The 24,762-nt window shown below is 33.4% G+C and carries 19 protein-coding genes; 5 read left to right on the top strand and 14 right to left on the bottom strand.

The features are described 5' to 3' along the window. Positions 1-112: 112 nt before the first annotated feature. The 4 genes from pnpS to ACM6UH_RS06660 all read right to left on the bottom strand — a co-directional run bounded on the left by pnpS (position 113) and on the right by ACM6UH_RS06660 (position 5,428). Positions 113-1,801 (bottom strand): two-component system histidine kinase PnpS, encoded by a 1,689-nt coding sequence (gene pnpS / locus ACM6UH_RS06675; protein ID WP_047504033.1) that lies wholly within the window; start codon positions 1,799-1,801, stop codon positions 113-115. Beyond that, entirely contained in the window at positions 1,801-2,511 is a 711-nt protein-coding gene (locus ACM6UH_RS06670) for a response regulator transcription factor (protein ID WP_011302915.1), read from the bottom strand. The genes pnpS and ACM6UH_RS06670 overlap by 1 nt, the downstream gene beginning before the upstream one ends. A 422-nt stretch (positions 2,512-2,933) precedes the next feature. Beyond that, positions 2,934-4,199: an NADP-dependent isocitrate dehydrogenase gene (gene icd, locus ACM6UH_RS06665; protein WP_011302914.1), complete on the bottom strand. Its 1,266-nt coding sequence runs from the start codon at positions 4,197-4,199 to the stop codon at positions 2,934-2,936. A 110-nt stretch (positions 4,200-4,309) separates the two neighbouring features. Next, positions 4,310-5,428 carry a citrate synthase gene (locus ACM6UH_RS06660; protein ID WP_011302913.1) on the bottom strand — a complete coding sequence of 373 codons (1,119 nt, stop codon included), beginning with the start codon at positions 5,426-5,428 and terminating at the stop codon, positions 4,310-4,312. 354 nt (positions 5,429-5,782) lie between these two features. On the opposite strand from ACM6UH_RS06660, the gene ACM6UH_RS06655 reads away from it, so the two are divergent. Further along, entirely contained in the window at positions 5,783-7,144 is a 1,362-nt protein-coding gene (locus ACM6UH_RS06655) for an amino acid permease (RefSeq protein WP_011302912.1), read from the top strand. A 303-nt stretch (positions 7,145-7,447) separates the two neighbouring features. Here ACM6UH_RS06655 and pyk read toward each other — a convergent pair whose 3' ends face one another. The 8 genes from pyk to ACM6UH_RS06615 all read right to left on the bottom strand — a co-directional run bounded on the left by pyk (position 7,448) and on the right by ACM6UH_RS06615 (position 19,369). Continuing rightward, on the bottom strand, positions 7,448-9,208 hold the full coding sequence (gene pyk, locus ACM6UH_RS06650) for a pyruvate kinase (protein ID WP_047504036.1): 1,761 nt from the start codon (positions 9,206-9,208) through the stop codon (positions 7,448-7,450). 20 nt (positions 9,209-9,228) lie between these two features. Beyond that, positions 9,229-10,197 carry a 6-phosphofructokinase gene (gene pfkA / locus ACM6UH_RS06645; protein WP_041784897.1) on the bottom strand — a complete coding sequence of 323 codons (969 nt, stop codon included), beginning with the start codon at positions 10,195-10,197 and terminating at the stop codon, positions 9,229-9,231. 326 nt (positions 10,198-10,523) lie between these two features. Beyond that, positions 10,524-11,468, bottom strand: a complete 945-nt coding sequence (locus ACM6UH_RS06640) for an acetyl-CoA carboxylase carboxyltransferase subunit alpha (protein ID WP_011302909.1) — start codon at positions 11,466-11,468, stop codon at positions 10,524-10,526. Beyond that, complete coding sequence (gene accD / locus ACM6UH_RS06635; protein WP_011302908.1) at positions 11,461-12,327, bottom strand: acetyl-CoA carboxylase, carboxyltransferase subunit beta; 867 nt, start codon at positions 12,325-12,327, stop codon at positions 11,461-11,463. Before accD ends, ACM6UH_RS06640 begins: the two co-directional genes overlap by 8 nt. A gap of 72 nt (positions 12,328-12,399) precedes the next feature. Beyond that, positions 12,400-13,632: an NAD(P)-dependent malic enzyme gene (locus ACM6UH_RS06630; protein WP_047504039.1), complete on the bottom strand. Its 1,233-nt coding sequence runs from the start codon at positions 13,630-13,632 to the stop codon at positions 12,400-12,402. A gap of 254 nt (positions 13,633-13,886) precedes the next feature. Then, positions 13,887-17,090 carry a DNA polymerase III subunit alpha gene (locus ACM6UH_RS06625; protein ID WP_011302906.1) on the bottom strand — a complete coding sequence of 1,068 codons (3,204 nt, stop codon included), beginning with the start codon at positions 17,088-17,090 and terminating at the stop codon, positions 13,887-13,889. Positions 17,091-17,111: 21 nt separating this feature from the next. Then, positions 17,112-18,047 carry a DHH family phosphoesterase gene (locus tag ACM6UH_RS06620; protein WP_011302905.1) on the bottom strand — a complete coding sequence of 312 codons (936 nt, stop codon included), beginning with the start codon at positions 18,045-18,047 and terminating at the stop codon, positions 17,112-17,114. 29 nt (positions 18,048-18,076) lie between these two features. Next, positions 18,077-19,369: a DRTGG domain-containing protein gene (locus tag ACM6UH_RS06615; RefSeq protein WP_011302904.1), complete on the bottom strand. Its 1,293-nt coding sequence runs from the start codon at positions 19,367-19,369 to the stop codon at positions 18,077-18,079. Positions 19,370-19,593: 224 nt separating this feature from the next. On the opposite strand from ACM6UH_RS06615, the gene ACM6UH_RS06610 reads away from it, so the two are divergent. Then, a complete protein-coding gene (locus tag ACM6UH_RS06610; RefSeq protein WP_002483040.1) occupies positions 19,594-20,007 on the top strand; it encodes a universal stress protein in 414 nt (137 codons plus the stop codon). Positions 20,008-20,079: 72 nt separating this feature from the next. Here ACM6UH_RS06610 and ACM6UH_RS06605 read toward each other — a convergent pair whose 3' ends face one another. Then, positions 20,080-20,769, bottom strand: a complete 690-nt coding sequence (locus ACM6UH_RS06605; RefSeq protein ID WP_047504044.1) for a metal-dependent hydrolase — start codon at positions 20,767-20,769, stop codon at positions 20,080-20,082. Between the two features lie 208 nt (positions 20,770-20,977). Here ACM6UH_RS06605 and ACM6UH_RS06600 point away from each other — a divergent pair, with 208 nt between their 5' ends. Both ACM6UH_RS06600 and ACM6UH_RS06595 read left to right on the top strand, forming a co-directional pair. Next, positions 20,978-22,030 carry a M24 family metallopeptidase gene (locus tag ACM6UH_RS06600; protein WP_069793602.1) on the top strand — a complete coding sequence of 351 codons (1,053 nt, stop codon included), beginning with the start codon at positions 20,978-20,980 and terminating at the stop codon, positions 22,028-22,030. Then, on the top strand, positions 22,027-22,656 hold the full coding sequence (locus tag ACM6UH_RS06595; protein ID WP_047504049.1) for a copper homeostasis protein CutC: 630 nt from the start codon (positions 22,027-22,029) through the stop codon (positions 22,654-22,656). The genes ACM6UH_RS06600 and ACM6UH_RS06595 overlap by 4 nt, the downstream gene beginning before the upstream one ends. Before the next feature lie 124 nt (positions 22,657-22,780). Here ACM6UH_RS06595 and ald read toward each other — a convergent pair whose 3' ends face one another. Continuing rightward, positions 22,781-23,896 (bottom strand): alanine dehydrogenase, encoded by a 1,116-nt coding sequence (gene ald / locus ACM6UH_RS06590; RefSeq protein WP_011302900.1) that lies wholly within the window; start codon positions 23,894-23,896, stop codon positions 22,781-22,783. 142 nt (positions 23,897-24,038) lie between these two features. Between ald and ACM6UH_RS06585 the strand changes: the two genes are divergently transcribed. After that, positions 24,039-24,542 (top strand): universal stress protein, encoded by a 504-nt coding sequence (locus ACM6UH_RS06585; RefSeq protein ID WP_047504052.1) that lies wholly within the window; start codon positions 24,039-24,041, stop codon positions 24,540-24,542. Positions 24,543-24,762 lie beyond the last annotated feature (220 nt).

Here is a 24,762-nt window from a genome sequence, read left to right as displayed (position 1 = left end):
TTCAAATAAATATTAACGAAATAAAAAAGCCGGTCAAATACCATTTAGGTTATCTGACCGTTATATACATATAAGCTACTTTGATTTTAAAATTATAACATGTGTCACAACGTTATTCGAAAAATGTGACTCTAAAAGTAGAGCCTTCATTAGGGCGACTAAAGACATTAATACGTCCATTATGTGCTTCCATAATGTGTTTGGTTATTGAAAGTCCTAAACCAGTACCGCCTGAATCTCTACTTCTCGCTTTATCTACGCGATAAAACCTTTCAAAAATATGCTGCTGATCCTCAGCACTAATACCAATACCAAAATCTTGGACTTCCATGATACGTTTGTTTGCATCTTTATATACACGTACAATCACTTCACTTGATGCTTTAGAGTAACTCACGGCGTTAGACAACAAATTCAAAGCCACTTGTGATACTTTATCTTTATTTGCATCAATGACTATGTCAGGTTTAATTTCATTAACAATTGTGATTTGCTTTTCTTCTGCAATATTTTGCATATTCTTGATTGTGCTTTCTGCGATTTCCGAAAGACTCACGTATTCTGTTACAATTTCTGTTTGTTGCTCAACATGTGAGAGATCTAATAAATCAAACACTAATGTTTCTATGCGATCTGATTCTTTAGAAATAATTTTTAAAAATTCATTTAACGTCTGTTCATCGTTTTTTGCACCATCTAATAATGTTTCTGCAAAACCTTTGATAGACGTAATTGGTGTTTTTAATTCATGTGACACATTAGCAACAAATTCTCTTCTCAAATTTTCTAGTTTTTTAAGATTCGTAATATCGTGTAACACAATCACCATACCATATAAATTTTTCTTTGTTTTAGAAAGAATCGGTACACAAGATGTGTCAAAATATTTTTGATGAACTTGATCAATTGTTAATTCAATTTGATCATATATTGGCTTTTCTACTTTAAATGCTTCGGTAATAAGTTTTTGTAGTGTCAAATCTACAAAGTCAACATAACTTTTATGCTCTACAGCTTTTTCAGGTGTAAAAACATTATAAAATGATTTATTAGCTACAACGATTTCACCATATTTATCAATCATCAATATGGAACTTGGTATATTTTCTACCGTAGTTTTTAATCGATTAGATTGAAGTTTTTGTTTGTGATTCAATCTTTGCAACCTGCGAGCAAGTTCATTCGTCGTTACAAATAACTCTCTGGTTTCTTTGACATTACTTTCAGGTACTCTCACATGGTAATATCCTTCTGCTAACAGGTTCGTTGCATAAGTCACTTCATTAATTGGTCTAATATAAGTCCGGTTAATACTTCTAACAACTAAAAATATGATGATAATCACAAATAAACCAATCAGTGCAATATATTTCCACATTTGAATCTGTAATTCTAATATCTCATTATTTATTCCACTAAGGTATACATCTTTATCATCAATAGTGGTTTTAAATGTATATCTGCGATCATCATTTTCTTTATCATAGATTAATCGAGAAGGATTTGCTTCATTTTTTATATCCTCATTTATTTGTGTTCCTTGATTTGTGGAAAACAAGACATCGTTACTTTCCTCTATTTTAACTGTAAGCTTTTCACTTTTAGCAATATCAGTCATCTCATTTTCTTTGTCATTCTTATATAGTTTGACTAGATGATCAGCTTGATGTTCCAAATCACCTTCTTGAGCTGAAGAAACTGTATTATATATTGCATGTGTAATAATTGCACCTAAAGCTAAAAAACTTATAATAACGATGATACATAATAAAAATAAAAGTCGTTGATGAAACTTTAACATTAGACTTTAGGTCTCTCCAATTTATAGCCTAACCCACGAACTGTCTTAATTAGTTTGGGTTGTTTTGGATTTTCTTCTAATTTATCTCTTAAATGACTTATATGTACATCCACAATTCTAGAATCACCAGCGAATTCATAATTCCAAACAGAGTTCAACATATGCTCACGTGTGATAACTCTGCCTTGACGCTCAATTAAATACAATAATAATTCAAATTCTTTTGGTGTTAATTCAAGCAATTCATCTTCTCTATATACTTCAAAATATTCAGGTCGAATTCTTATCGAACCAATGAGTATGTCATCTTCATCATTTTCAACTGGTACCGCCTCATTTACGATTGCAGACCTTCTTAATATTGCCTTTACTCTGGCAACAACTTCTCTTGGTGAAAATGGTTTAGTCATATAATCATCTGCGCCTAACTCTAGACCTAGAACACGATCAAACTCATCATCTTTGGCAGTTAGCATAAGTATAGGTACAAGATTTTTATCAGAACGTATTGATTTACAAACTTCAATTCCATCTTTTTTAGGAAGCATTACATCCAAGACAATCAATTCTGGGTTTGTAGCATTTACTTTTTCTAATGCCTCTTCACCATCATAGGCTACTTCTACTATGTATCCAGCTTGTTCTAAATTATATTTTAATAAGGTTACAATTGATTGCTCATCATCTACTACTAGTACTTTTTGTGACATAGTATACCTCCATATTTTTGTTTACAAATTAATTATAACTTAATTTTTAATAAAAATAACATAGTTTAAAATTTTTTAACATAAACTTTACAAAGCAAGTAATAACAATCTATGTAAATATTTTTTGAAACTTTTGTAATTTTGCTTTAAACAATGTATTGCGCTATTTATAACTGAAGTCATTATTGAAAACAATATATTGCGTTAATAGAATCTTAACACTATATACATAATATGAACACCTAAATAAGCGTTTTCATTTACTCTGTGTATTTTATTCCAACCCTATCTCACATAGACTCCCTTAGTTATCAAACAGTTTTAGTAGCCAATTGATATAAAAAGACGAAATTCCATAAGTGAGAATTTCGTCTTTTTTAATATATGCTAAATGTATGCTGACAGATTTAATTTTAACTGAATTATAGATTTTTAATTAATTCATCAGCAAAGTCAGATGTAGAAACTTCCTTCGCACCATCCATTAAACGAGCAAAGTCATAAGTAACTACTTTAGACGCGATTGTTTTTTCGATAGATGCAGTAATTTTATCTGCAGCTTCTTGCCATCCTAAATGTTCTAACATTAATACGGCACTTAAAATTTCTGATGATGGATTCACTTTATTTAAGTCAGCATATTTAGGCGCAGTACCATGTGTTGCTTCAAAAATAGCATGTCCAGTTTCATAATTTATATTTGCTCCTGGAGCTATACCGATACCACCAACTTGTGCTGCTAATGCATCTGATACATAGTCACCATTTAAATTCATAGTAGCAACAACATCGTGATCTGACGGACGTGTTAAGATTTGTTGTAGGAAGATATCAGCAATTGAATCCTTCACTATAATTTTACCATCTTTTTCAGCTTGTTCTTGAGCCGCATTCGCTTTGTCTTTACCTTCTTTTTCAACGATTTCATCATATTGTTGCCATGTAAATACTTTGTCACCAAATTCGTTATGCGCTACATCATAACCCCATTGTTTAAATGCGCCCTCAGTAAATTTCATGATATTACCTTTGTGGACTAATGTTAATGATTTACGGTTATTGTCTACCGCGTATTGAATCGCTGCACGAACTAAACGCTCTGTACCTTCTTTTGATACTGGTTTAACACCAATACCTGATGTTTCAGGGAATCTAATATTTTTAGCGCCCATTTCATCTTGTAAAAAGTCGATTAGTTTTTTAACTTCTGGTGTGCCTTCTTTAAATTCAATACCAGCATAAATGTCTTCAGTGTTTTCACGGAAGATAACCATGTCTGTATCTTCTGGACGTTTAACTGGTGATGGAACACCTTGGAACCAACGTACTGGACGTAAGCATGTGAATAAATCTAATTCTTGTCGTAACGCAACGTTAAGTGAACGAATACCGCCACCAATTGGTGTAGTTAAAGGCCCTTTGATAGCAATTAAATATTCTTCAATTGTATCAAGCGTTGCTTGTGGTAACCATTCACCTGTTTCATCATAGGCTTTTTGGCCTGCCAATACTTCTTTCCATTCAATTTTCTTTTCACCATTATAAGCTTGCTCTACTGCAGCATCGATTACTCTGCTTGCTGCTTTCCAAATATCTGGTCCAATACCATCACCAATAATAAATGGAATGATTGGATTATTTGGTACTGTTAAACCTTCATTTGTTTTTGCTACTTTTTCGCCTGCCATGTATAAAAACCTCCGTGTATTTGAATTATATTTTAATTGCGCTAACTAAAATAATACTTATTTATATAAAGCAACTCACTTATTTATGAGTAGTGATGCCTCTATCTGACTTATCTTTCTTCAATCGGTTCGTATGTTCTGTTTGTTTCACCAATATATTGTGCTCTTGGACGCATAATTCTATTATCTCTATATTGCTCTAAGATATGTGCAATCCAACCTGAAGTTCTGCTTACTGCAAAAATTGGTGTAAATAAATCATGTTTAATGTTCATACTGTGATAAACAGTCGCACTAAAGAAGTCGACATTTGCAATTAAACCTTTTTCGGCTTTCATTTTATCTGCGATTTTAACTGAGATATCAAACAATTGACTTTGCCCAGTTTCAGCAGTGATTTTTCTACTCATTTCTTTTAAGTATTTTGCTCTTGGATCGCCATCTTTATATACACGGTGTCCAAAGCCCATAATTTTTTCTTTATTTTTTATTTTGTTATCAATGTAATCATCAACTTCATCAATGGATTTCACTTCAGATAACATGCTCATTACACGTTCATTTGCCCCACCATGTAATGGACCTTTTAATGAGCCAACTGCTGCAACAATACCTGAATACATATCAGATAAAGATGAAACAGCACATCTTGCTGTAAACGTAGATGCGTTTAGTTCGTGATCCGCGTGTAATACAAGTGCTTTATTAAAAGCTTCAATTTCGATATCACTAGGTAATTCTCCTCTTAACATATATAAAAAGTTACCTGCATAGTTTAAATCTTTATTTGGTTTTACAGCTTCTTTGCCTTCTCTAACACGCGCATATGATGTAACAAGCGAAGCTATTTTAGCTTGAATACGAATAGCTCTTTCCATTGTTCTGCTTTCATCTTCGTCTTCAGCATGTTCATCAAAATGAGCGATATATGAAACAGACGTTCTTAATGCTGTCATTGGATGTACGTTACCTGTAGCGTATTCTTTAAAATGACTATACACTCTAGGATTTAATGTCATATATTCAAAGAGCTTTTCTTTAAGTTCTTTCAATTCTTCTTCATTAGGTAATCGATAATGCCAAAGTAAATAGATAACTTCTTCAAATTCAGCATTTTGTGCTAAGTCATCAATATCATACCCAGCATAAGTTAATTGGCTGTCGATGATGGAACTCACTTTCGTTTCAGCTGCAATTACCCCTTCTAAACCTTTTTGTAACTCTGCCATATATAATTCCCCTTTTCTATTTCGTTATGAAATGGCTTTCATAAACCATTATATCCAATTTTAGAACTTTTGTGAATATTTAGGTTTTAATTTCCTTACCAATTCAATAAGAAATATGTTTTTGTCTATATGCCCATAAACACGCATCTATCTATATACGTTGTTATAGATATATTTTAATATGTAAGCACGTACACTTCAATTTTTATACCTTTTCAATTGGTTATCATGATTAATAACAAATTATTAATGTACTATTATACTGTGTTCTGTATGATATCGTTTCAGAAAATAGTTGTTTTATTTTATATTGCATAGCATAATAATAAATAACTAAATAAAGGAGTCTTATATATGGCAAAACAACAGTTACAAAGAGAACTAAGTAATCGTCACATTCAGCTCATTGCAATCGGGGGTGCAATCGGAACTGGATTATTCTTAGGTGCTGGTCAAACAATTGCATTAACTGGCCCGTCTATTTTACTTACGTATATCATAATTGGTTTTATGTTATTTATGTTTATGCGTGGCTTGGGAGAAATATTAATTACTAATACTAATTTTAAATCCTTTGCAGATGTTACCAACCATTACATAGGTCCATTTGCTGGCTTTGTTACTGGCTGGACATACTGGTTATGTTGGATCATTACTGGTATGGCCGAAGTAACCGCAGTTGCAAAGTATGTTAGCTTTTGGTTTCCAAACATACCAAACTGGATGAGTGCCCTATTTTGCGTACTTGTCTTAATGTCACTTAATCTATTAAGTGCTAAATTATTTGGAGAATTAGAATTTTGGTTTTCTATAATAAAAATTGTTACAATCATTGCTTTAATCGTAGTGGGCGCTATTATGATTATCATGGCTTACAATACTCAATTTGGACAAGCATCTTTAACTAACTTGTACAATAATGGTATTTTCCCTAAAGGTATCAGTGGTTTTGTTATGTCATTCCAAATGGCACTATTCTCATTTGTAGGAATTGAACTTATTGGTGTAACCGCGGGCGAAACTAAAGATCCCACTAAAACATTACCAAAAGCAGTTAACAGTGTACCGACACGTATATTAATATTTTATGTTGGTGCTTTAGCAGTCATCATGTCAATTATTCCATGGAATCAAATCAATTCAGACGAAAGTCCTTTTGTAAGGCTCTTCGCACTAATTGGCATACCATTCGCAGCCGGTATTATAAACTTTGTAGTATTAACAGCAGCCGCATCATCTTGTAATAGTGGTATTTTTTCAAACAGCCGAATGCTCTTTGGATTATCGTCACAAAAACAAGCGCCACCGTTTTTCAATAAAACAAATAAAAACGGTGTGCCACATATAGCGATATTCGTTTCATGTGGATTACTAATGATTGCTGCTTTATTGAACTATATTATACCGAACGCAACACTTGTATTCACATATATTACCACTGTTTCTACGGTACTATTCATTGTAGTTTGGGCGTTAATTACAGTGGCTTATATAAACTATCACCGTAAAAATCCAGAATTACACAAAAATGCGTCATTTAAATTACCAGGTGGTAAATACATGGGATATGCTATATTAGTATTCTTTATATTAGTGTTTAGCTTACTATTCGTAAATACGGATACAAGAATTGCAGTATTTCTTACACCGATTTGGTTTATTATTTTAGGTTTAATGTATATGCGCTATAAACAAGTATCAAAATCACAACAATAAAAACCGATTATGACTGAGCAAATTTAAACTTTATTAAAAATATTTTAAGAGAGTTGGACAGAAATCCAATTTTCTAATATAGCATTCGTAACCTGTCTTAGGTTAGAATGACTAAATGAATAAGAGTCTGGGACAAAAATAAATGTCTCAGACTCTTTATTTTTATTGCACATATTGATCTGTCGTTGATGTTTAAATGAGTAATAGATTCAAACTATATTCATAGTAGTTTGTTATCAAAAAGAAAGCCTCGACATGACGTCGAGGCTTTCTACATATTATATTATGAATTAAATTATATTTTTAAAGTACGTTTGCATAACCTTCAAAGATTTTTCCTTGGTTTGCATCTACTGTAATGAGTACATCACTTTGAATTTCAGATGTAGCGTTCTCAACGCCTACTACGGTAGGAATACCTTTTTCTAATCCTATAATTGCACTTGGAGATGTAATGCCATTTTCTTCAGTAATGAGTCCGATTGCATTTTCAATATATGGTACAAGCGTCTCATCTACAGAACTTGTTACAATTATAGATTCTGATAAGTCTTTGCCTTCTAGTTCACTAGCATCTTTAACTACTAGTGTTTTACCTACTACAGAACTTCTACCGATACCTTGTCCTTTAGCTAGTTCATCACCAACTAAATGTAATTTCATCATATTCGTTGTACCTTTTTCACCAGTTGGTACACCAGCAGTAATAATAATTAGGTCACCATTTTGAACTCTTTCAGTTTCAACGGCTGTTGCTACTGCATTATTTAATAATGCATCAGTTGTTTTACGTCCTTCTTTAACGACTGGGAAAATACCCCATACTAAAGCACATTGACGCGCAGTTTCTACATTAGGTGTAACTGCAATAATGTCAGATTGTGGACGATATTTAGAAATTGTACGGGCAGTTGAACCACTTTCAGTAGCAGCTACGATTGCTTTGACATTTAAGTTTAAAGCAGTATGAGCAACTGAAACACCAATAGCATTGACTAATGAAGTTTCAACTAATTTTGTACGGTCAGATAATAATTTTTTATAATCTTGTGCTGCTTCTGCTGATACAGCTATATTACGCATTGTTTTAACTGCTTCTTCAGGGTATTGACCTGCAGCTGTTTCACCAGAAAGCATAACCGCATCTGTACCATCATAAATTGCGTTCGCTACGTCACTTGCTTCTGCACGTGTCGCACGTGGATTACGTTGCATAGAGTCTAACATTTGTGTAGCAGTTATAACTGGTTTACCTAATTTATTACATTGTCTAATTAAATCTTTTTGCACCATTGGTACTGATTCAGGTGGAATTTCAACACCCATATCACCACGAGCAACCATTAAACCATCAGAAACTTCTAATATTTCTTTAATATTATCAATACCCTCTTGATTTTCAATCTTAGGTATAATGCTGATATTTTTATTTTGCTTCGCTTCTAATAATTTACGAATATCTAATACATCACTTGGACGACGTACAAAGCTCGCTGCAATGAAATCAACGCCTTCACTAATTCCAAAGTTAATGTCGTCAGCATCTTTATCTGTAATACCAGGTAAGCTTACTTTGACACCAGGTAAGTTTACGCCTTTTTTGTTTTTTAATTCTCCAGTATTAAGTACATCACATAATACTTCACCGTTTGCTTTATCGATTGATTTAACTTGTAATTCAATTAAACCATCATCTAATAAAATATATGAACCTTCTTCAACATCATTGATTAAGTTTTCATACGTTACTGAGAATTTTTCAGGAGTACCTTCAACTTCAGTCATGCTTACGGTAACTTCAGAACCTTTTTCAAGTTCAATAAGCCCATCTTTCATGTTGTGTGTACGTATTTCTGGTCCTTTTGTATCAAGTAAGATTGCAACTGTTTTGCCTAATCTTTTAGAAACTTTACGAATTGTGTCAATTCTAGCTTTATGTTCAGCATGGTCACCATGCGAGAAGTTTAAGCGCGCGACATTCATTCCAGCCTTAATTAGTTTTTCAAGCATTTCTTCAGATTCGGACGCAGGTCCAATAGTACAAACAATTTTAGTTTTTCTCATTATTATTTCCTCCCAGTATTTTAAATAGATAATTCATTCGTTAGCGCATAAGTTTCAAAATCAAACTCATGTTCATGTGATCTAAATATCTCGTCAAAAGGTGTATCAGTTAATTCATTATTACGAATTCCAACACCAATAGCAGATTTTCCATCTAACAGTAAATCAACTGCATGTCCGCCTAATCGTGATGCAAGCACTCTATCTGCACCACTTGGGCTACCACCACGTTGAATGTGGCCTAGCACTGACACACGTGCATCAACATTGATATATTTAGTCAATTCTTCTGCACATACTTCACCTGACATGCAACCTTCTGCGACCATCACGATTGAGTGTTTTTTGCCACGTTTGATTCCATTATCAATCTTTTCTGCTATATCTTTGATGTCTGTCTCAACCTCTGGAACAATAATAGTTTCAGCACCAACGGACAAACCAGCCCAAAGCGCTAAATCACCACAATCGCGTCCCATAACTTCAATGATGAAAGTTCTTGCATGACTAGATGCTGTATCACGAATTTTATCTACACATTCAATTATAGTATTTAATGCCGTATCAAATCCAATTGTAAAGTCCGAACCATTGATATCATTATCAATCGTACCTGGTATTCCAATCGTCTGTATTTCAGGACATTCTTCACTTATACGCTGTGCACCTCTGTAGCTACCATCTCCACCAATAACTACAAGCCCCTCAATGCCTCTCTTACGTAGATTTTCTATACCTTTTTTACGGACTTCTACTTCTTTAAATTCTGGACATCTTGCAGAATATAAAAATGTTCCACCTCGTTGAATTGTGTCACCTACTGAACCGAGTTCAAGTTTCTCGATATCATCGTTTAATAATCCTTGATAGCCTTGATAAACACCATAGACTTCAATATTATTGTAAATCGCTTTTCTAACCACAGCTCTTACCGCTGCATTCATGCCTGGAGAATCTCCACCACTTGTCAACACTGCAATTTTTTTCATGACGACATACCTTTCTAACATGTATTTCGTACTCTAAAAATACCATAAAATCTAAGCTGTTTCCATTAAAATAGGGCTTCGTGACAAATGTAAACGTTTTAAATATAAGTATTCGATAATTGTACATATAGTAAGCGTTTCCTTATAAGTTCCTAAAATTACTTGAATACTTATGTACTATTTACCTTAATTCGAATTATCGTAAACAAATCATAAATCTATAGCAATTGCCTCATTTTGTAAAAATAACAAAAAAGCTAAGACAATAGAAATTATTATCTTAGCTTTCAACATATTTAACACGAATATCAAAAACATCAGACACTTTATTCTGTATACGAACCTATTGTTCTAAATTTTTGATATCTATCTTCAACTAATTCTTCTTGCGTTAATTGGTTCAATTCTGATAAATGCGATTCAAATGTGCGTTTGATACTTTGTGCTTGTGTTTCGACATCATGATGTGCGCCACCTAAAGGTTCTTTGATAACTTCATCCGCTATATTTAATTCATATAAATCTTCGGCAGTAATCTTCATTGTTTCTGCCGCGATTTTAGCTAGATTACTATCTTTCCAAAGTAAAGCGGATGCACCTTCTGGAGAAATAACAGAATATGTACTGTTTTCTAACATTAGGATGCGATTGGTAATGCCTAAACCAAGTGCACCACCACTTCCTCCTTCGCCAATAACAATAGAGATGACTGGTACAGTTAGCGAAGCCATTTCAACTAAGTTTCTGGCTATTGATTCACTTTGACCTCGTTCTTCTGCCGCTTTACCCGGATATGCACCTTTTGTATCAATAAATGAAAAAATCGGTCTATTGAATTTTTCAGCTTGTTTCATTAATCTAAGTGCTTTTCTATAACCTTCTGGATGCGCCATTCCAAAATTGCGATATATATTATCTTTTGTATCTTTACCACGTTGTTGACCCACTACTGTAACGGCTTGTCCATTAAGATAGCCGATACCGCCAATCATAGCTGGATCATCTCTATAATTTCTATCCCCATGTAATTCGATGAATGAATCAAATATATGCGGGATATAGTCTAAAGATGTTGGTCTTTCTTGTAAACGCGCTAATTGCACACGATCCCATGGTTTCAGATTTGTATATACTTTTTCGGTTTCTCTTGCTAATGAAGCTTCCAACATGTCAATTTCTTCTTGTAAATCTACATCATTTTTTTCTTGAGATTCTTTCAAAGATTCAATTTTATTTTTTATTTCAAAAAGCGGCTTTTCAAAATCAAGCATTTGTTTTCACCTCTTGGTGCATTTTTAGAATATTAGATAATGTCGCTTTCATTTCTTTTCTATGTACGACTTTATCTAATTGTCCGTGTTCTAATAAAAACTCTGCAGTTTGGAAATCATCTGGTAATTTTTCATTTATAGTTTGTTCAATGACACGTCTACCTGCAAAACCAATTAATGCTTTTGGTTCACTTATGTTGATATCACCAACCGAAGCAAAACTAGCAGAAACGCCTCCAGTTGTAGGATTTGTTATATACGAGATATATAATAATCCAGCATCTGCATGTCTTTTTAAAGACACACTTGTTTTACCCATTTGCATTAAAGAGATAATACCTTCCTGCATTCTTGCACCACCACTTGCTGAAAACAATATGAATGGCAATCTATTTTCAGTACAGTGTTCAATGATTCTACAAATTTTTTCACCTAATACAGAGCCCATGCTTCCCATTCTAAATCGCGCATCCATAACTGCCACACCAAATGTCATACCATCTAATTGTGCTGTGCCAGTCACTACAGCTTCATTCAAACCAGTTTTTTGTTGGTCTTTTTGAATTTTTTCTTCATAGCTTGGGAAGTCCAATGGATTAGCAGAGGTCATTCCTTTATCAAATTCCGTAAATGTCCCTTCATCTGATATAGCTTCTATACGATTGTGTGCAGTTAACGCAATATGATGATCACAATTAAAGCAAACATTCAAATTTTCTGCTAGTTCTTTTGTATACATAATTTTTTTACACTTAGGACATTTAGTCATAATACCTGCTGGTACATCACTTTGTTTTGAATCAGATACTGTTACATACTTTTTCTTTTTACTGCTTCTATTGAAAAAATCTTTAAACATTGGTAAACCTCCACTTAACCATCGCTTAGTTACTCACTACCAATTCGGTTTTGTAATCAGCGTTAATGAATATTATTTATCTAAGTCTGTTAATTTCATTGTTTTATTATATATCTCTTCTGGATCTACATCTACTCTTGCCACACCAGATTCCATCGCTGCTTTAGCTACTTCTCGAGCAACAGATGGTGCAACACGTTTATCAAACGGATCTGGAATACAATAGTCCGGATTTAACTCTTCAGGTTTGATTAAATCAGCAATAGCCTCAACAGCTACTTGCTTCATTTCTTCATTGATATGTGTTGCTTCAACGTCTAATGCCCCTCTAAATATGCCTGGGAATGCTAAGACATTATTAATTTGGTTTGGAAAATCTGAACGTCCTGTACCGATGACTTTAGCACCTGCAGCTTTCGCTACATCCGGTTTTATTTCAGGATTTGGATTAGCCATTGCAAAAATAATTGGATCGTCAGCCATTGATTCAACCATTTCTTTAGACAATAAATCTGCCACAGAAACCCCAATAAATACATCGGCATCTTCAATCACATCATTCAAACTGCCATCTATTTTGTCTCTATTCGTCCATTTAGCTACATAAGCTTTCGTGTCATTCATACCAAACGAACGTCCCTCATAAATTGCGCCTTTTGAATCACACATAATCATATTTCTTACACCATAAGAATAAAGTAATTTAATAATCGCAATACCAGCGGCACCAGCGCCATTCAATACGACTTTAATGTCCGATAAGTCTTTATCTACGATTCTCAATGCATTGATCATACCTGCAACTGTTACAATGGCAGTACCATGTTGATCATCATGAAACACAGGAATTTTAGTTTCCTTTTTTAATCTTTCTTCAATTTCAAAGCAACGAGGTGCTGAAATATCTTCAAGATTAATACCACCATAATTGGGTTCAAGTAATTTTACAGTATTAATGATTTCTTCGGTATCCGTCGTATTCAGTGCAATTGGCACACCATCTATACCGGAAAAACTTTTAAACAACACTGCTTTACCTTCCATAACCGGTATACTTGCCTCAGCCCCTATGTTTCCAAGTCCTAATACCGCAGTACCATCAGTAACAACAGCGACGGTATTGCTTTTCATTGTATATTCAAATACTTTACGAGGGTCCTCATGTATTTCTTTACAAGGTTCAGCTACACCTGGCGAGTATGCCAAGCTCAATTCTTCTTTATTAGTCACCTTTACTTTAGGTGAAACCTCTAATTTCCCTTGATTTTTTCTATGCATTTCTAATGCTTCGTCTCTTAATGTCATGTAATCTACCCCTTACATCCAATTAGTTTAAAATAACATTCATATACATTTTTATTACAATCTAACCCAAATTACAAATGATATCGTTAACAAATTGTTATTTTCATTCGCACGTTAATGTTTGTAATAAAAACATATAGATATATAAACTATTATATATTTTTTCACTCTTAATTTTTATAAAAATTAAAACTGATGGCAAGTTTATGCTTTACCATCAGTTAACTATACCATAGTTTATAGTGCGGTTAAAGTTAAATAATTCTAATATCTCGGGGTGATAAACGTTGGATTAATTTACTTAATATTTCATTATCTCGTGTTATGAAACCAATTGTTTCTATATTGTTTTGGCTTTCATCAAAATAGTTAACCGGAATTTGATTTTGCCCTTTATCGTTGGTTAATAATTGATCCAATTTAGATTCACTATCCCATTTTCGAACAACAACTTGTTGCGCTTCGTCAAATTTAGTTTGCTCAAAATGATCCATGGTATCCACTTGATTTAATATCAGTTGTTGTTTATTATTTCTATTCTCAAACTTACCTCTTACGACTAACATTTTAGAAGTATTTAAATCGATTTCATATTTTTTAAAGGTATCCGGGAATACGACACCATCCAAATTATTGATACCATCATTTAAAGTTACAAATGCCATATTTTGCCCATTTTTCGTTCTAATACGCTTAAATTGATCTACTTGAACAAAAATGGGTTTATTATCTTGTGCGTTAGCAAGCTTATAAATACCCAAATATTGCTTTTGTTCAAATGCTTTTTCTACTGGATGTGTAGATACATAAAACCCTAAATATTCTTTCTCATATTCACTTAACACATGATCTGGTAGCTCTTCTTTTTCTTCATAAGAAGCTTTAGGTGTGAGTACATCAAAAATAAAACCATCTTGTTCAATATCAGAGATATCATCCAGCACTTGATCTATAGCATTTAACAGCGTCGCTCTATTCTTGCCAAAAGTATCAAATGCCCCCACTAAGATAAGAGATTCAAGTAATTTTCTAGTTTTAATTCGTTTAGGTATCCGTCGCGTGAAATCAAAAAAGTCTTTATAGAAACCATTTGCTTTTCTTTCTTCTACAATTAATTTAACACTTTGATAACCTACACCTTTAATTGCACCAATAGATAGGTAGATACCTTTTTTTGTGGCCTTGTAGAACCAATGACTGTAATTAATATTAGGTGGTAATATATTAATTTTTTGATGTTTAGCCTCATCAATCATTTGCGCTGTTTTCTTTTCGCTTCCAATAGCATTACTTAAAATATTGGCATAAAAATAATTAGCATAATGTACCTTTAAATAACTCATAATGTATGCAATTTTTGAATAACTCACGGCATGCGCACGAGCAAAACCATAATCCGCAAATTTTAAAATCAAATCAAAAATCTGTTTACTTAAATTCTCGTCATACCCATTTTTCAAAGCGCCATTCACGAAATGTTGCCTTTCACTTTCTAATACCGCTCTGTTCTTTTTACTCATTGCACGTCTTAAGATATCCGCTTCACCATAACTAAAATTGGCAAATTTACTCGCAATTTGCATTATTTGTTCCTGATAAATAATAACGCCATAGGTCGTTTTTAATATAGGTTCTAAATCTGGATGTAAATATTGCACCTTCTCTGGATGATGTCGTCTTGATATATAGGTCGGAATTTCTTCCATTGGCCCTGGTCTATAAAGTGATGTGACAGCGACTATATCTTCAAAGTGTTCAGGTTGTAATTTTTTTAATACATTTCTAATACCATCAGATTCTAATTGGAAGATACCTGTTGTATCCCCTTGTGACAACAAGTGAAATACGTTTTCGTCATCGAATGGAATTTGTTCTATATCCACATCTATATTCAAATCATGTTTCACTTGTTTTACTATTTGATGAATGATTGAGAGATTACGCAAACCTAAAAAGTCTATTTTTAATAAACCTATTCTTTCTGACTCAGTCATTGTCCATTGAGTCAATAGACCTGTATCACCGAGCGTTAATGGTGCATATTCATATAATGGATGATCATTAATAATAATACCTGCTGCATGAGTCGAAGTATGTCTAGGTAACCCTTCTAATTTCTTACAAATATCAAACCATCGTTCATGCCTATGATTACGATGAACAAACTGTTTAAATGGCTCCTGTGAATATGCGTCGTCTAATGTTATGCCAAGTTTATGTGGAATTAATTTAGAAATTTCATTTAGTGTGATTTCTTCGAACCCCATAATTCTCCCCACATCCCTAGCCACTGCCCTTGCAAGCAAATGACCAAAAGTCACAATACCAGCGACATGGGTTTCACCGTATTTCTCTTGAACATATTGGATGACTTTATCTCTATGTGTATCTTCAAAATCAATATCTATATCTGGCATTGTTACACGTTCAGGGTTTAAAAAACGTTCAAATAACAGATTATATTCAATAGGATCGATTGTTGTTATATTTAATAAATAACTTACAAGTGAACCTGCAGCTGATCCACGTCCTGGACCGACTAATACATCATTGTTCTTAGCGTACTGAATTAAATCACTTACGATTAAAAAGTAGTCTTCAAAACCCATTTTAGTGATAATTTGATATTCATGCTCTAAACGTGTTTGATAAAGTTCCTTTTTGTTTAGTGGTAAATTTAATTGCTGAAGATTATCTGCTAGTAATTGCCATAAAAAAGCATCCGATTGCTGTTGATTTGGTGTTTTATATTTTGGTAACAAAGATTGATGATAAATCATTTCCGCCTGACAAAGTGTTTCGAGTTGATTTGTTTGTTCCCAAACCGCATCATCGATTGACAAACCTTGTAATTCAACATTTGAATATAGATGTTCATTGTAATCCGTTTGTTCACTCACTAAATCTAATTTACTATTCTCCTTTATTGCGGCCATGGCAGAAAGCGTATCTGAATCTTGGGAATTTAAATAACGCGTGCTTTGTGCCCAAACTATTGGTAAGTCAAAAGTGACTTTACTCTTATGATTTACAAAGACGTGCGCATGTTCCGAAAAGTTTGAAATAATTGCTTCATGAGATTCAGTTACATTTTTAAAAATAATAACGAAATGACTTTCATATTTTTTTAACCATTCTATCGGTGTTTCTACTTTCTCTTTCATTTTAATTGCCGATGATAGTTTAAATAAATCTTTTAATCCTAAGTTATTTTGCGCCAATACGATTGTTTCAAGCTCTGACAAACCATCTGTAAGATTAATTGTCATACCAAAGATTGGATGAATATTTGCAGCAATACATGCGTCATAGAATTGCGGAAGTCCATACAAAACATTCGTATCAGTAATTGCGAGCGCTGTATAGCCTTCTTGTGCAGCCTTCGCAACAACATCCTTAATTCTAATACTTGAATTTAATAAATCATATGTCGTATGAATGTTTAAATGCGCAACCATTTGCAAATACCTCCCATCTTATTACAGTTTATTATTTAATGCTTCAGCGAGCGTTTCAAATTGAGCCCAATCTCTTACCGATACACCTGAAGCATTTGGATGACCGCCGCCACCAAAATCACTTGCAATGTCGTTGATAACAATACCTTTAGAACGAATGCGACATCTAATTTCTGTGCCCTCATCAACAGCAAACACCCAAATCTTCAACCCTTGTATATCAGCAATTGCATTTACAAATAATGAAGCTTGGTTCGCAGCAATGTCAAATTGTTCTAAAATTTCTTTAGTAATGGTAACTTTACAGAAACCTTTTTCATTTAAATCAAAATGTTGAAGCACATAACCTTGGAATGGTAACAATTTTGGATCCTTTTCACCCATTTTATTAAGTTCTTCATTATGATTAAAAGGAAATGTCAATAATTGACCCGCAACACCCATTGTATGTGATGTAGTGTTATTAAATAGGAATCTTCCTGTATCTCCCACAATGCCAAGATAAAGTACCCTCGCCACAGATGCATCAATGATGGGAATATCATTAAAATGACTGATGAAATCAAAAATAATTTCACTTGTTGAAGAAGCTTGATCGTTTACAAAATTAATATCGCCATATTGATCAACTGCTGGATGATGATCAATTTTAACCAATAATCGTCCTTGATTAAATCTTTCATCACTAATACGTGGTGAATTAGCTGTGTCACAAACGATAACTAACGCTTCATTGTAAGTATCATCCGAGATTTCATCAAAAGTACCAATAAAATCTAATGACGGTTCTGTTTCGCCAACTGCAAATATCTTTTTATCCGGGAATTTGAGTTTCAAATAGTTCTTTAACCCTAATTGTGAGCCATATGCATCAGGGTCTGGTCTTACATGTCGATGTATAATAATTGTTTCTGAGTCATTAATTTCTTTCATGATTTCATTAAATTCTGTTGTCATCTTTATCTTCCTTTTTCATTATATATTTATTAGTCTATCATTTGACAAATAATCATTGCTTTTGCTACGCGATGGCCGTCACTTGTCATTGTTACTTCTAGTTTTGAAAAATTGCGTCCTACATCTAACATATCATATTGTACATGTATTTCGGATTCTATTTGCACTGTTTTAATATACATAATATTTAAGATTTCTATCATAACTTCTAATTTCTTTAATTTTCTCATTTCATAACGTACTGTTTCTTCAATAATTGCTACAAATACTGATTTACTTAATGTTCCATATTGATTAGTTAATAATGGCGTGATTTGTACATGTATCCCATCATTTGAAATTGTAATATGTTTTGCAATTTGATCATTTATGGTTTCACCAACTTGTGGTTGTCTACTTAACAATTGCATCGCTGTTAACACATCTTTTCTAGTGATTACCCCTATGAGCTTTTTACTCGGAGTAGTCACCGGTAACAATTCAATGCCTTCCCAAATCATCATATGCGCACAGTTTGCCACAGTCGTTGACAATTGAACATTGATAGGTGATTTTGTCATAAATTGTGCAAGTGTGTCTTGGTTTTCCATTTTAATAATCTCTTTACTTGTTACAATACCTACTAATCTCCAATTTTCATCTATGACAGGAAATCTTGAATGGCCTGTCTCACGGGCTTTCGTTTTATAATCACTAAGACTCATATTATCAAATACAACCATGTCTTCAGTCACGGTTTTAACGATATCTTCTACAACCAAAATTTCTTTACGAATCATTTGGTTATACATCGCCCTGTTTATAATATTGGCAACTAAATATGTATCATAATTGGAAGATAGAATTGGTAATTCATGCTCATCAGCATATTGAATGATTTCTTCTGATGTATTAAATCCTCCAGTAATTAATACCGCACTTCCTCTTTTAAGCGCTGCTAGTTGGACATCCTTACGATTTCCCACTATTAATAATGTATGTGGACTAACATATTTTACGACATCTTCAATTTCCATTGCACCAATCGCAAATTTTGTAAGTGTTTTTATCAGACCATTTCTACCACCTAAGACTTGACCATCTATAATTTTCACAATTTCTGCAAAAGTTAGTTGTTCAATCTGTTCACGTGATTTCTTTTCTATTCGTACTGTGCCTACTCTATCTATTGTAGCTACCAATCCAATTTGCCCGGCATCCTTAATAGCCCTGTATGCCGTTCCTTCAGATACACTTAAATCTTTTGCAATCTTTCTAACAGATATCTTTTGTCCAACTGCTAGAGATTCTATATATGCTAAAATTTGTTCATGCTTTGTCATTTCAATAACCTCGTTTTTTTTGACAGTTTCTATGACATTATAACTTTTTATAACTAAAATTGCGATGTAACAAAACAAATTATCTTACGATTCCTAAAATCACAGTTTTTGTTCCATTAAATAATATAAAATTTTCTTTTTAGTAAATTAATATGTTAAATAGACAAATTTAATTGGCTTTATGAATAAAATTTTATTAAAATGAAGATAAGGAGGGATGAACAATGTTCAAAAATATTTTACTTGGTGTTGATACAACACTTAAAAATGAGAAAGCACTTGAAGAGGTTTCTAAACTTTCAGGTGAAGGTACTACAGTTACAATATTAAATGCAATTAGCGAGCAAGATGCACAAGCATCCATCAAATCTGGTGTTCATTTAGATAAGCTCGTACAAAAACGTAGTGAAGGTTTAGAAAGTACACGCAATAGCTTAGACGAGTATGGTATTAAATACGATGAGATTATTGTGCGCGGGAATGCGAAAGAACAATTGGTTAAAGAGGCTAATAGTGGAAAATATGAAATTGTTGTCCTCAGTAACCGAAAGGCTGAAGATAAGAAAAAATTTGTCTTAGGTAGTGTCAGTCATAAAGTTGCTAAAAGAGCTCACATCCCAGTATTAATCGTAAAATAATAAAACGCCTGAAGGACTTTAAAGTGCTTCAGGCGTTTTATTATATATTTAAATACACAGTTTATAAAGGGATTAGAATGAAACGTCTTCACCCGGTTCTAATATTTGTACTTCCCCTACAGATACTGCTTCTTTAAACTTATTTGGATCTTGTTCAATAAGTTCAAAAGTATCGTAGTGTATTGGAACTGAAATTTTCGGTTTAATAAACGAATTAATTGCATAGCTTGCATCGTCGATTCCCATAGTGAAATTGTCACCAATCGGAATAAAGCATACATCCACTGGATGACGATCTGCAATTAATTTCATATCGCTGAATAATCCTGTGTCACCAGTGTGATAAATCGTCTTACCTTCAATTTCTAAAATAAGACCCATTGGCATACCTAGGTATACTGGGACACCATTTTCATCAGTTAAACTTGAACTATGGAATGCTTGTACAAATTTCACATTACCAAAATCAAATTCTGCTTTCCCTCCAATATTCATTGGTCTAACATTTTCCACATTATGATAAGTAGTGAGATAATCACCTAATTCTGCTGAACCAATCACAGTAGCATGATTTCTATTAGCTAATTCTATTGTATCTCCAAAATGATCTCCGTGACCATGTGTTAATATAATATAATCAACTTTAAGTGTAGATGCATCTAAATCAGATTGTCCATTGCCTGTAATAAACGGATCTACAATAACCTTTTTACCATTTGCTTCAAAATAAATTGTTGATTGACCATGAAATGAAAGTTTCATTAATTAATTCCTCCCGTAAATATGTTTAGTCTTTATATACCACAAATCCCTCACGCTATAACACGGTAATTTAATTTACTGAGTGTTTTTCTTCTTAAATTTAAAAATTTTCCTATGATATTGTTTTATTATCATATTTAACTTTTGAATTCCTTCATCAAGTAACATAAAATTAAATATGATTAACTATTTAGGAGGATGAATTAAAATGAAATTAGAACAGATTACCGAAGAATTAAAATCCCAACAGGCAGATGCTGCTTGGATAACAACACCTTTAAATATTTTTTATTTCACTGGTTATTTAAGTGATCCTCATGAACGTTTACTTGCATTACTAATTAAATCAAATGGTGAACAAGTATTGTTTTGCCCGCAATTAGAAGTTGAAGAAGTTCGCGCCTCTCCATTTAATGGTGAAGTTATCGGTTATTTAGACACAGAAAATGCTTTAGATAAATACGATATTAAATTCAATAAATTACTTGTTGAATCAGCACATTTAACATTACAACGTCAACGTGAACTTATTGATGCTTTTGGTGTACAAAGCTTTGGGGATATTGATCAAACAATCAAAACATTACGTAATATTAAAAGTGACTCAGAAATCGAAAAAATTAAAAAAGCTTGTGAACTTGCCGATAAATGTATCGAAATTGGTGTGAGTTTCTTAAAAGAAGGTGTCACTGAACGTCAAGTTGTCAATCATATTGAATATGAAATTAAAGCATATGGTGTAAATGAAATGAGTTTCGACACTATGGTATTATTTGGAGACCATGCTGCTTCCCCTCATGGCACACCAGGAGACCGCCAATTGAAAAAAGACGAGTTTGTCTTATTTGATTTAGGGGTTATTTATGAAAATTACTGCAGTGATATGACTAGAACGGTTAAATTTGGTACACCTGATGCTAAAGCACAAGAAATTTACGATGTTGTATTAAAAGCAGAAAAAGAAGCTATAGCAGCTATTAAACCTGGTGTAACGATTAAAGATGTAGATGATATTGCACGTAACATCATTACTGAAGCGGGTTATGGCGAATACTTTCCTCATCGCCTAGGACATGGCTTAGGCTTAGAAGAACATGAATATCAAGACGTTTCAAGTACAAATACAAATGAATTTAAAGCAGGCATGGTTATAACTGTTGAACCCGGTATTTATGTACCAGGTGTAGCTGGTGTAAGAATTGAGGATGACATCTTAGTTACTGAAAATGGTAATGAAATTTTAACTGGTTACGAAAAATGATAAAAGAGGCCGTAGTAGAAACAATTCAGCAAGTTGAGCAAGCTGTTGCCAATGGTGCTAATCGAATTGAACTTTGCGATAATTTAAGTGTGGGTGGTACTACACCTAGTTTCGGCATGGTAGAAATTGCAACAGAAATATGCAAAGCTAACCACGTTGAGATTGCTGTTATGATTCGTCCACGTGGTGGTCATTTTGTTTATAACTTGTATGATTTCGAAATCATGCAACGTGACATAAAATCATTGAAACAATTAAATGTAGATTATTTTGTCTTTGGTTGTTTAACTGAGGACTCAACTTTAAACGAATGGCAAATGAAGACCTTGAAAAATTTGTCCTCACCTACTCCAGTTGTATGTCATATGGCATTTGATGAAATTTACCTAGAAGGACAAATTAAGGCTTTACACCAATTAATTGATATAGGGTTTACACGTTTATTAACACATGGCGGACCGAGCGATACAAATCTGTTCGATAACTTAAATCAATTAGGTAAACTTGTAGTAAATTCAGGCGGTCACATCGAAATCGTGCCTGGCGGCGGTCTGAATAAAGACAATCTTCCTGAACTTCTTGAAGCCTTTCCGTTCCAAGAAGTCCACGGTACTAAAATCGTTTAAATACTTCCCATATTTTCTTAATGACATTATCATTTTGACATAGCAAAATAAAAAACTGGCAAGTCTTTTTGAGTTAAATACTCCAAGACTTGCCAGTTTTTTATTTAATAATTCATTACTTATATTATTTAAGTGCACTTTCGATATCTGTATAAGATAGGTTCAATGCTTCCGCTACGCCTTTGTTCGTCAACTCGCCATTAATTGTATTAAGTCCTAATGACAATGCATGGTTATCTTGTAAAGCCTTTAAATAGCCTTTACTTGCTAGTTGTTGGGCATATGGTAACGTTGCATTATTTAGAGCAATTGTAGATGTGCGTGGCACTGCACCAGGCATATTCGCAACAGCATAGTGTACGACGCCATGTTTTTTATATGTTGGGTCATCATGTGTGGAAATTCGATCCGTTGTTTCAAAAATACCACCTTGGTCAATTGCAATATCAACGATAACGGCTCCATCTCTCATTTCTTTGACCATATCTTCAGTTACAAGATTTGGTGCCTTAGCGCCTGGAATTAATACAGCACCAATAACTAAATCGCTATCTTTCACACATTGTTCTATATTTAAAGGGTTAGACATGATTGTGTGGACACGTCCATCAAACAAATCTTCTAATTCTTGTAAACGTTTAGGATTAACATCTAAAATTGTAACATCAGCACCTAAACCAAGTGCAATTTTAGCAGCATTTGTTCCAGCTTGACCACCGCCAATGATAGATACGCGACCTTTTGATACGCCAGGTACACCACCAAGTAAAATGCCCATGCCACCTTTATATTTTTGTAAAAATTCAGCACCAATTTGTGCAGACATACGACCTGCAACCTCACTCATTGGTGTTAATAATGGTAATGTACGATCAGGCAATTGGACCGTTTCGTAAGCAATACCAACTACTTTATTTTCTAGTAAAGCTCGAGTTAATTTTTCTTCATTCGCTAGATGTAAATAAGTAAATAGAATTAGACCTTCTTTGAAATATTGAAACTCTTCTTCTAATGGTTCTTTCACTTTCATAACCATATCTACGTTCCATACTTCAGCTTGTTCATTAACGATGCTTGCACCAGCTTCAGTATAGTCTACATCTTCAAAATACGAACCTAAGCCTGCAGATTTTTCAACAATGACAGTATGACCTTGTTCTACCAATGCATGTACACCACTTGGTGACAAACTCACTCTATTTTCATTGTTTTTAATCTCTTTCGGAATACCTATAATCATTTCATCCACCTCCAAATTTATAGTAACGCGTATTTTATGAAAGCGCAATCAAAGTTTAGAGTACTTTTACAACATTTAAATTATGTTAATATTCTGTAAACGGTGGTATAATATAAGTAAGAAAAATAAGGAGGTAATTACGATGCTAACTTATAAAAGTATTTTAATAGCCGTCGATGGATCACATGAAGCTGAATGGGCCTTTAACAAAGCAGTGGATGTGGCAAAACGTAATGATGCAAAATTAACAGTGGTGAATGTCATTGATTCAAGAACATATTCTTCATATGAAGTGTATGATGCTCAATTTACTGAGAAGTCAAAAAATTTCTCAGACGATTTATTAAAAGGTTATAAAGAAGTTGCTACAAATGCTGGTGTGAAAAACGTTGAAACACGTTTAGAATTTGGTTCACCAAAAGCTATTATACCTAAAAAGCTAGCAACAGATGTAGATGCTGACTTAATTATGTGCGGTACTTCAGGGTTAAATGCTGTCGAAAGATTTATCGTTGGTTCAGTATCTGAAGCAATTGTTCGCCATTCTCCATGTGATGTGTTAGTGGTTCGTACAGAAGAACTTCCTGAAGATTTCCAACCTCAAGTTGCCACTGATGAGTTTAGATCTCAATATCAAGCTCACTAAATAGTTTTTAATTTATAGGGCTGATTGAACAAGATAATTACGAAAAGAGCTTGAGACATTAATAGATGTCTCAGGCTTTTTTCAATTAAACAGTAGCTGTAAAGCCCCCCCTCTCCTCATTTTAAATTTCAAAAATCTTCATTTCACTCACTACTTTACAATATAGTCATTGAAATTTTAATTTCATTTCACACCTATCCTTTATACTTAATTTAATACT

It is taken from the genome of Staphylococcus sp. LKG4-2 (assembly GCF_050955665.1).
Lineage (GTDB): Bacteria > Bacillota > Bacilli > Staphylococcales > Staphylococcaceae > Staphylococcus > Staphylococcus saprophyticus.
The sequence above is the reverse complement of the archived record's forward strand: the minus strand, read 5'-3'. Positions and strand labels throughout refer to the sequence as shown.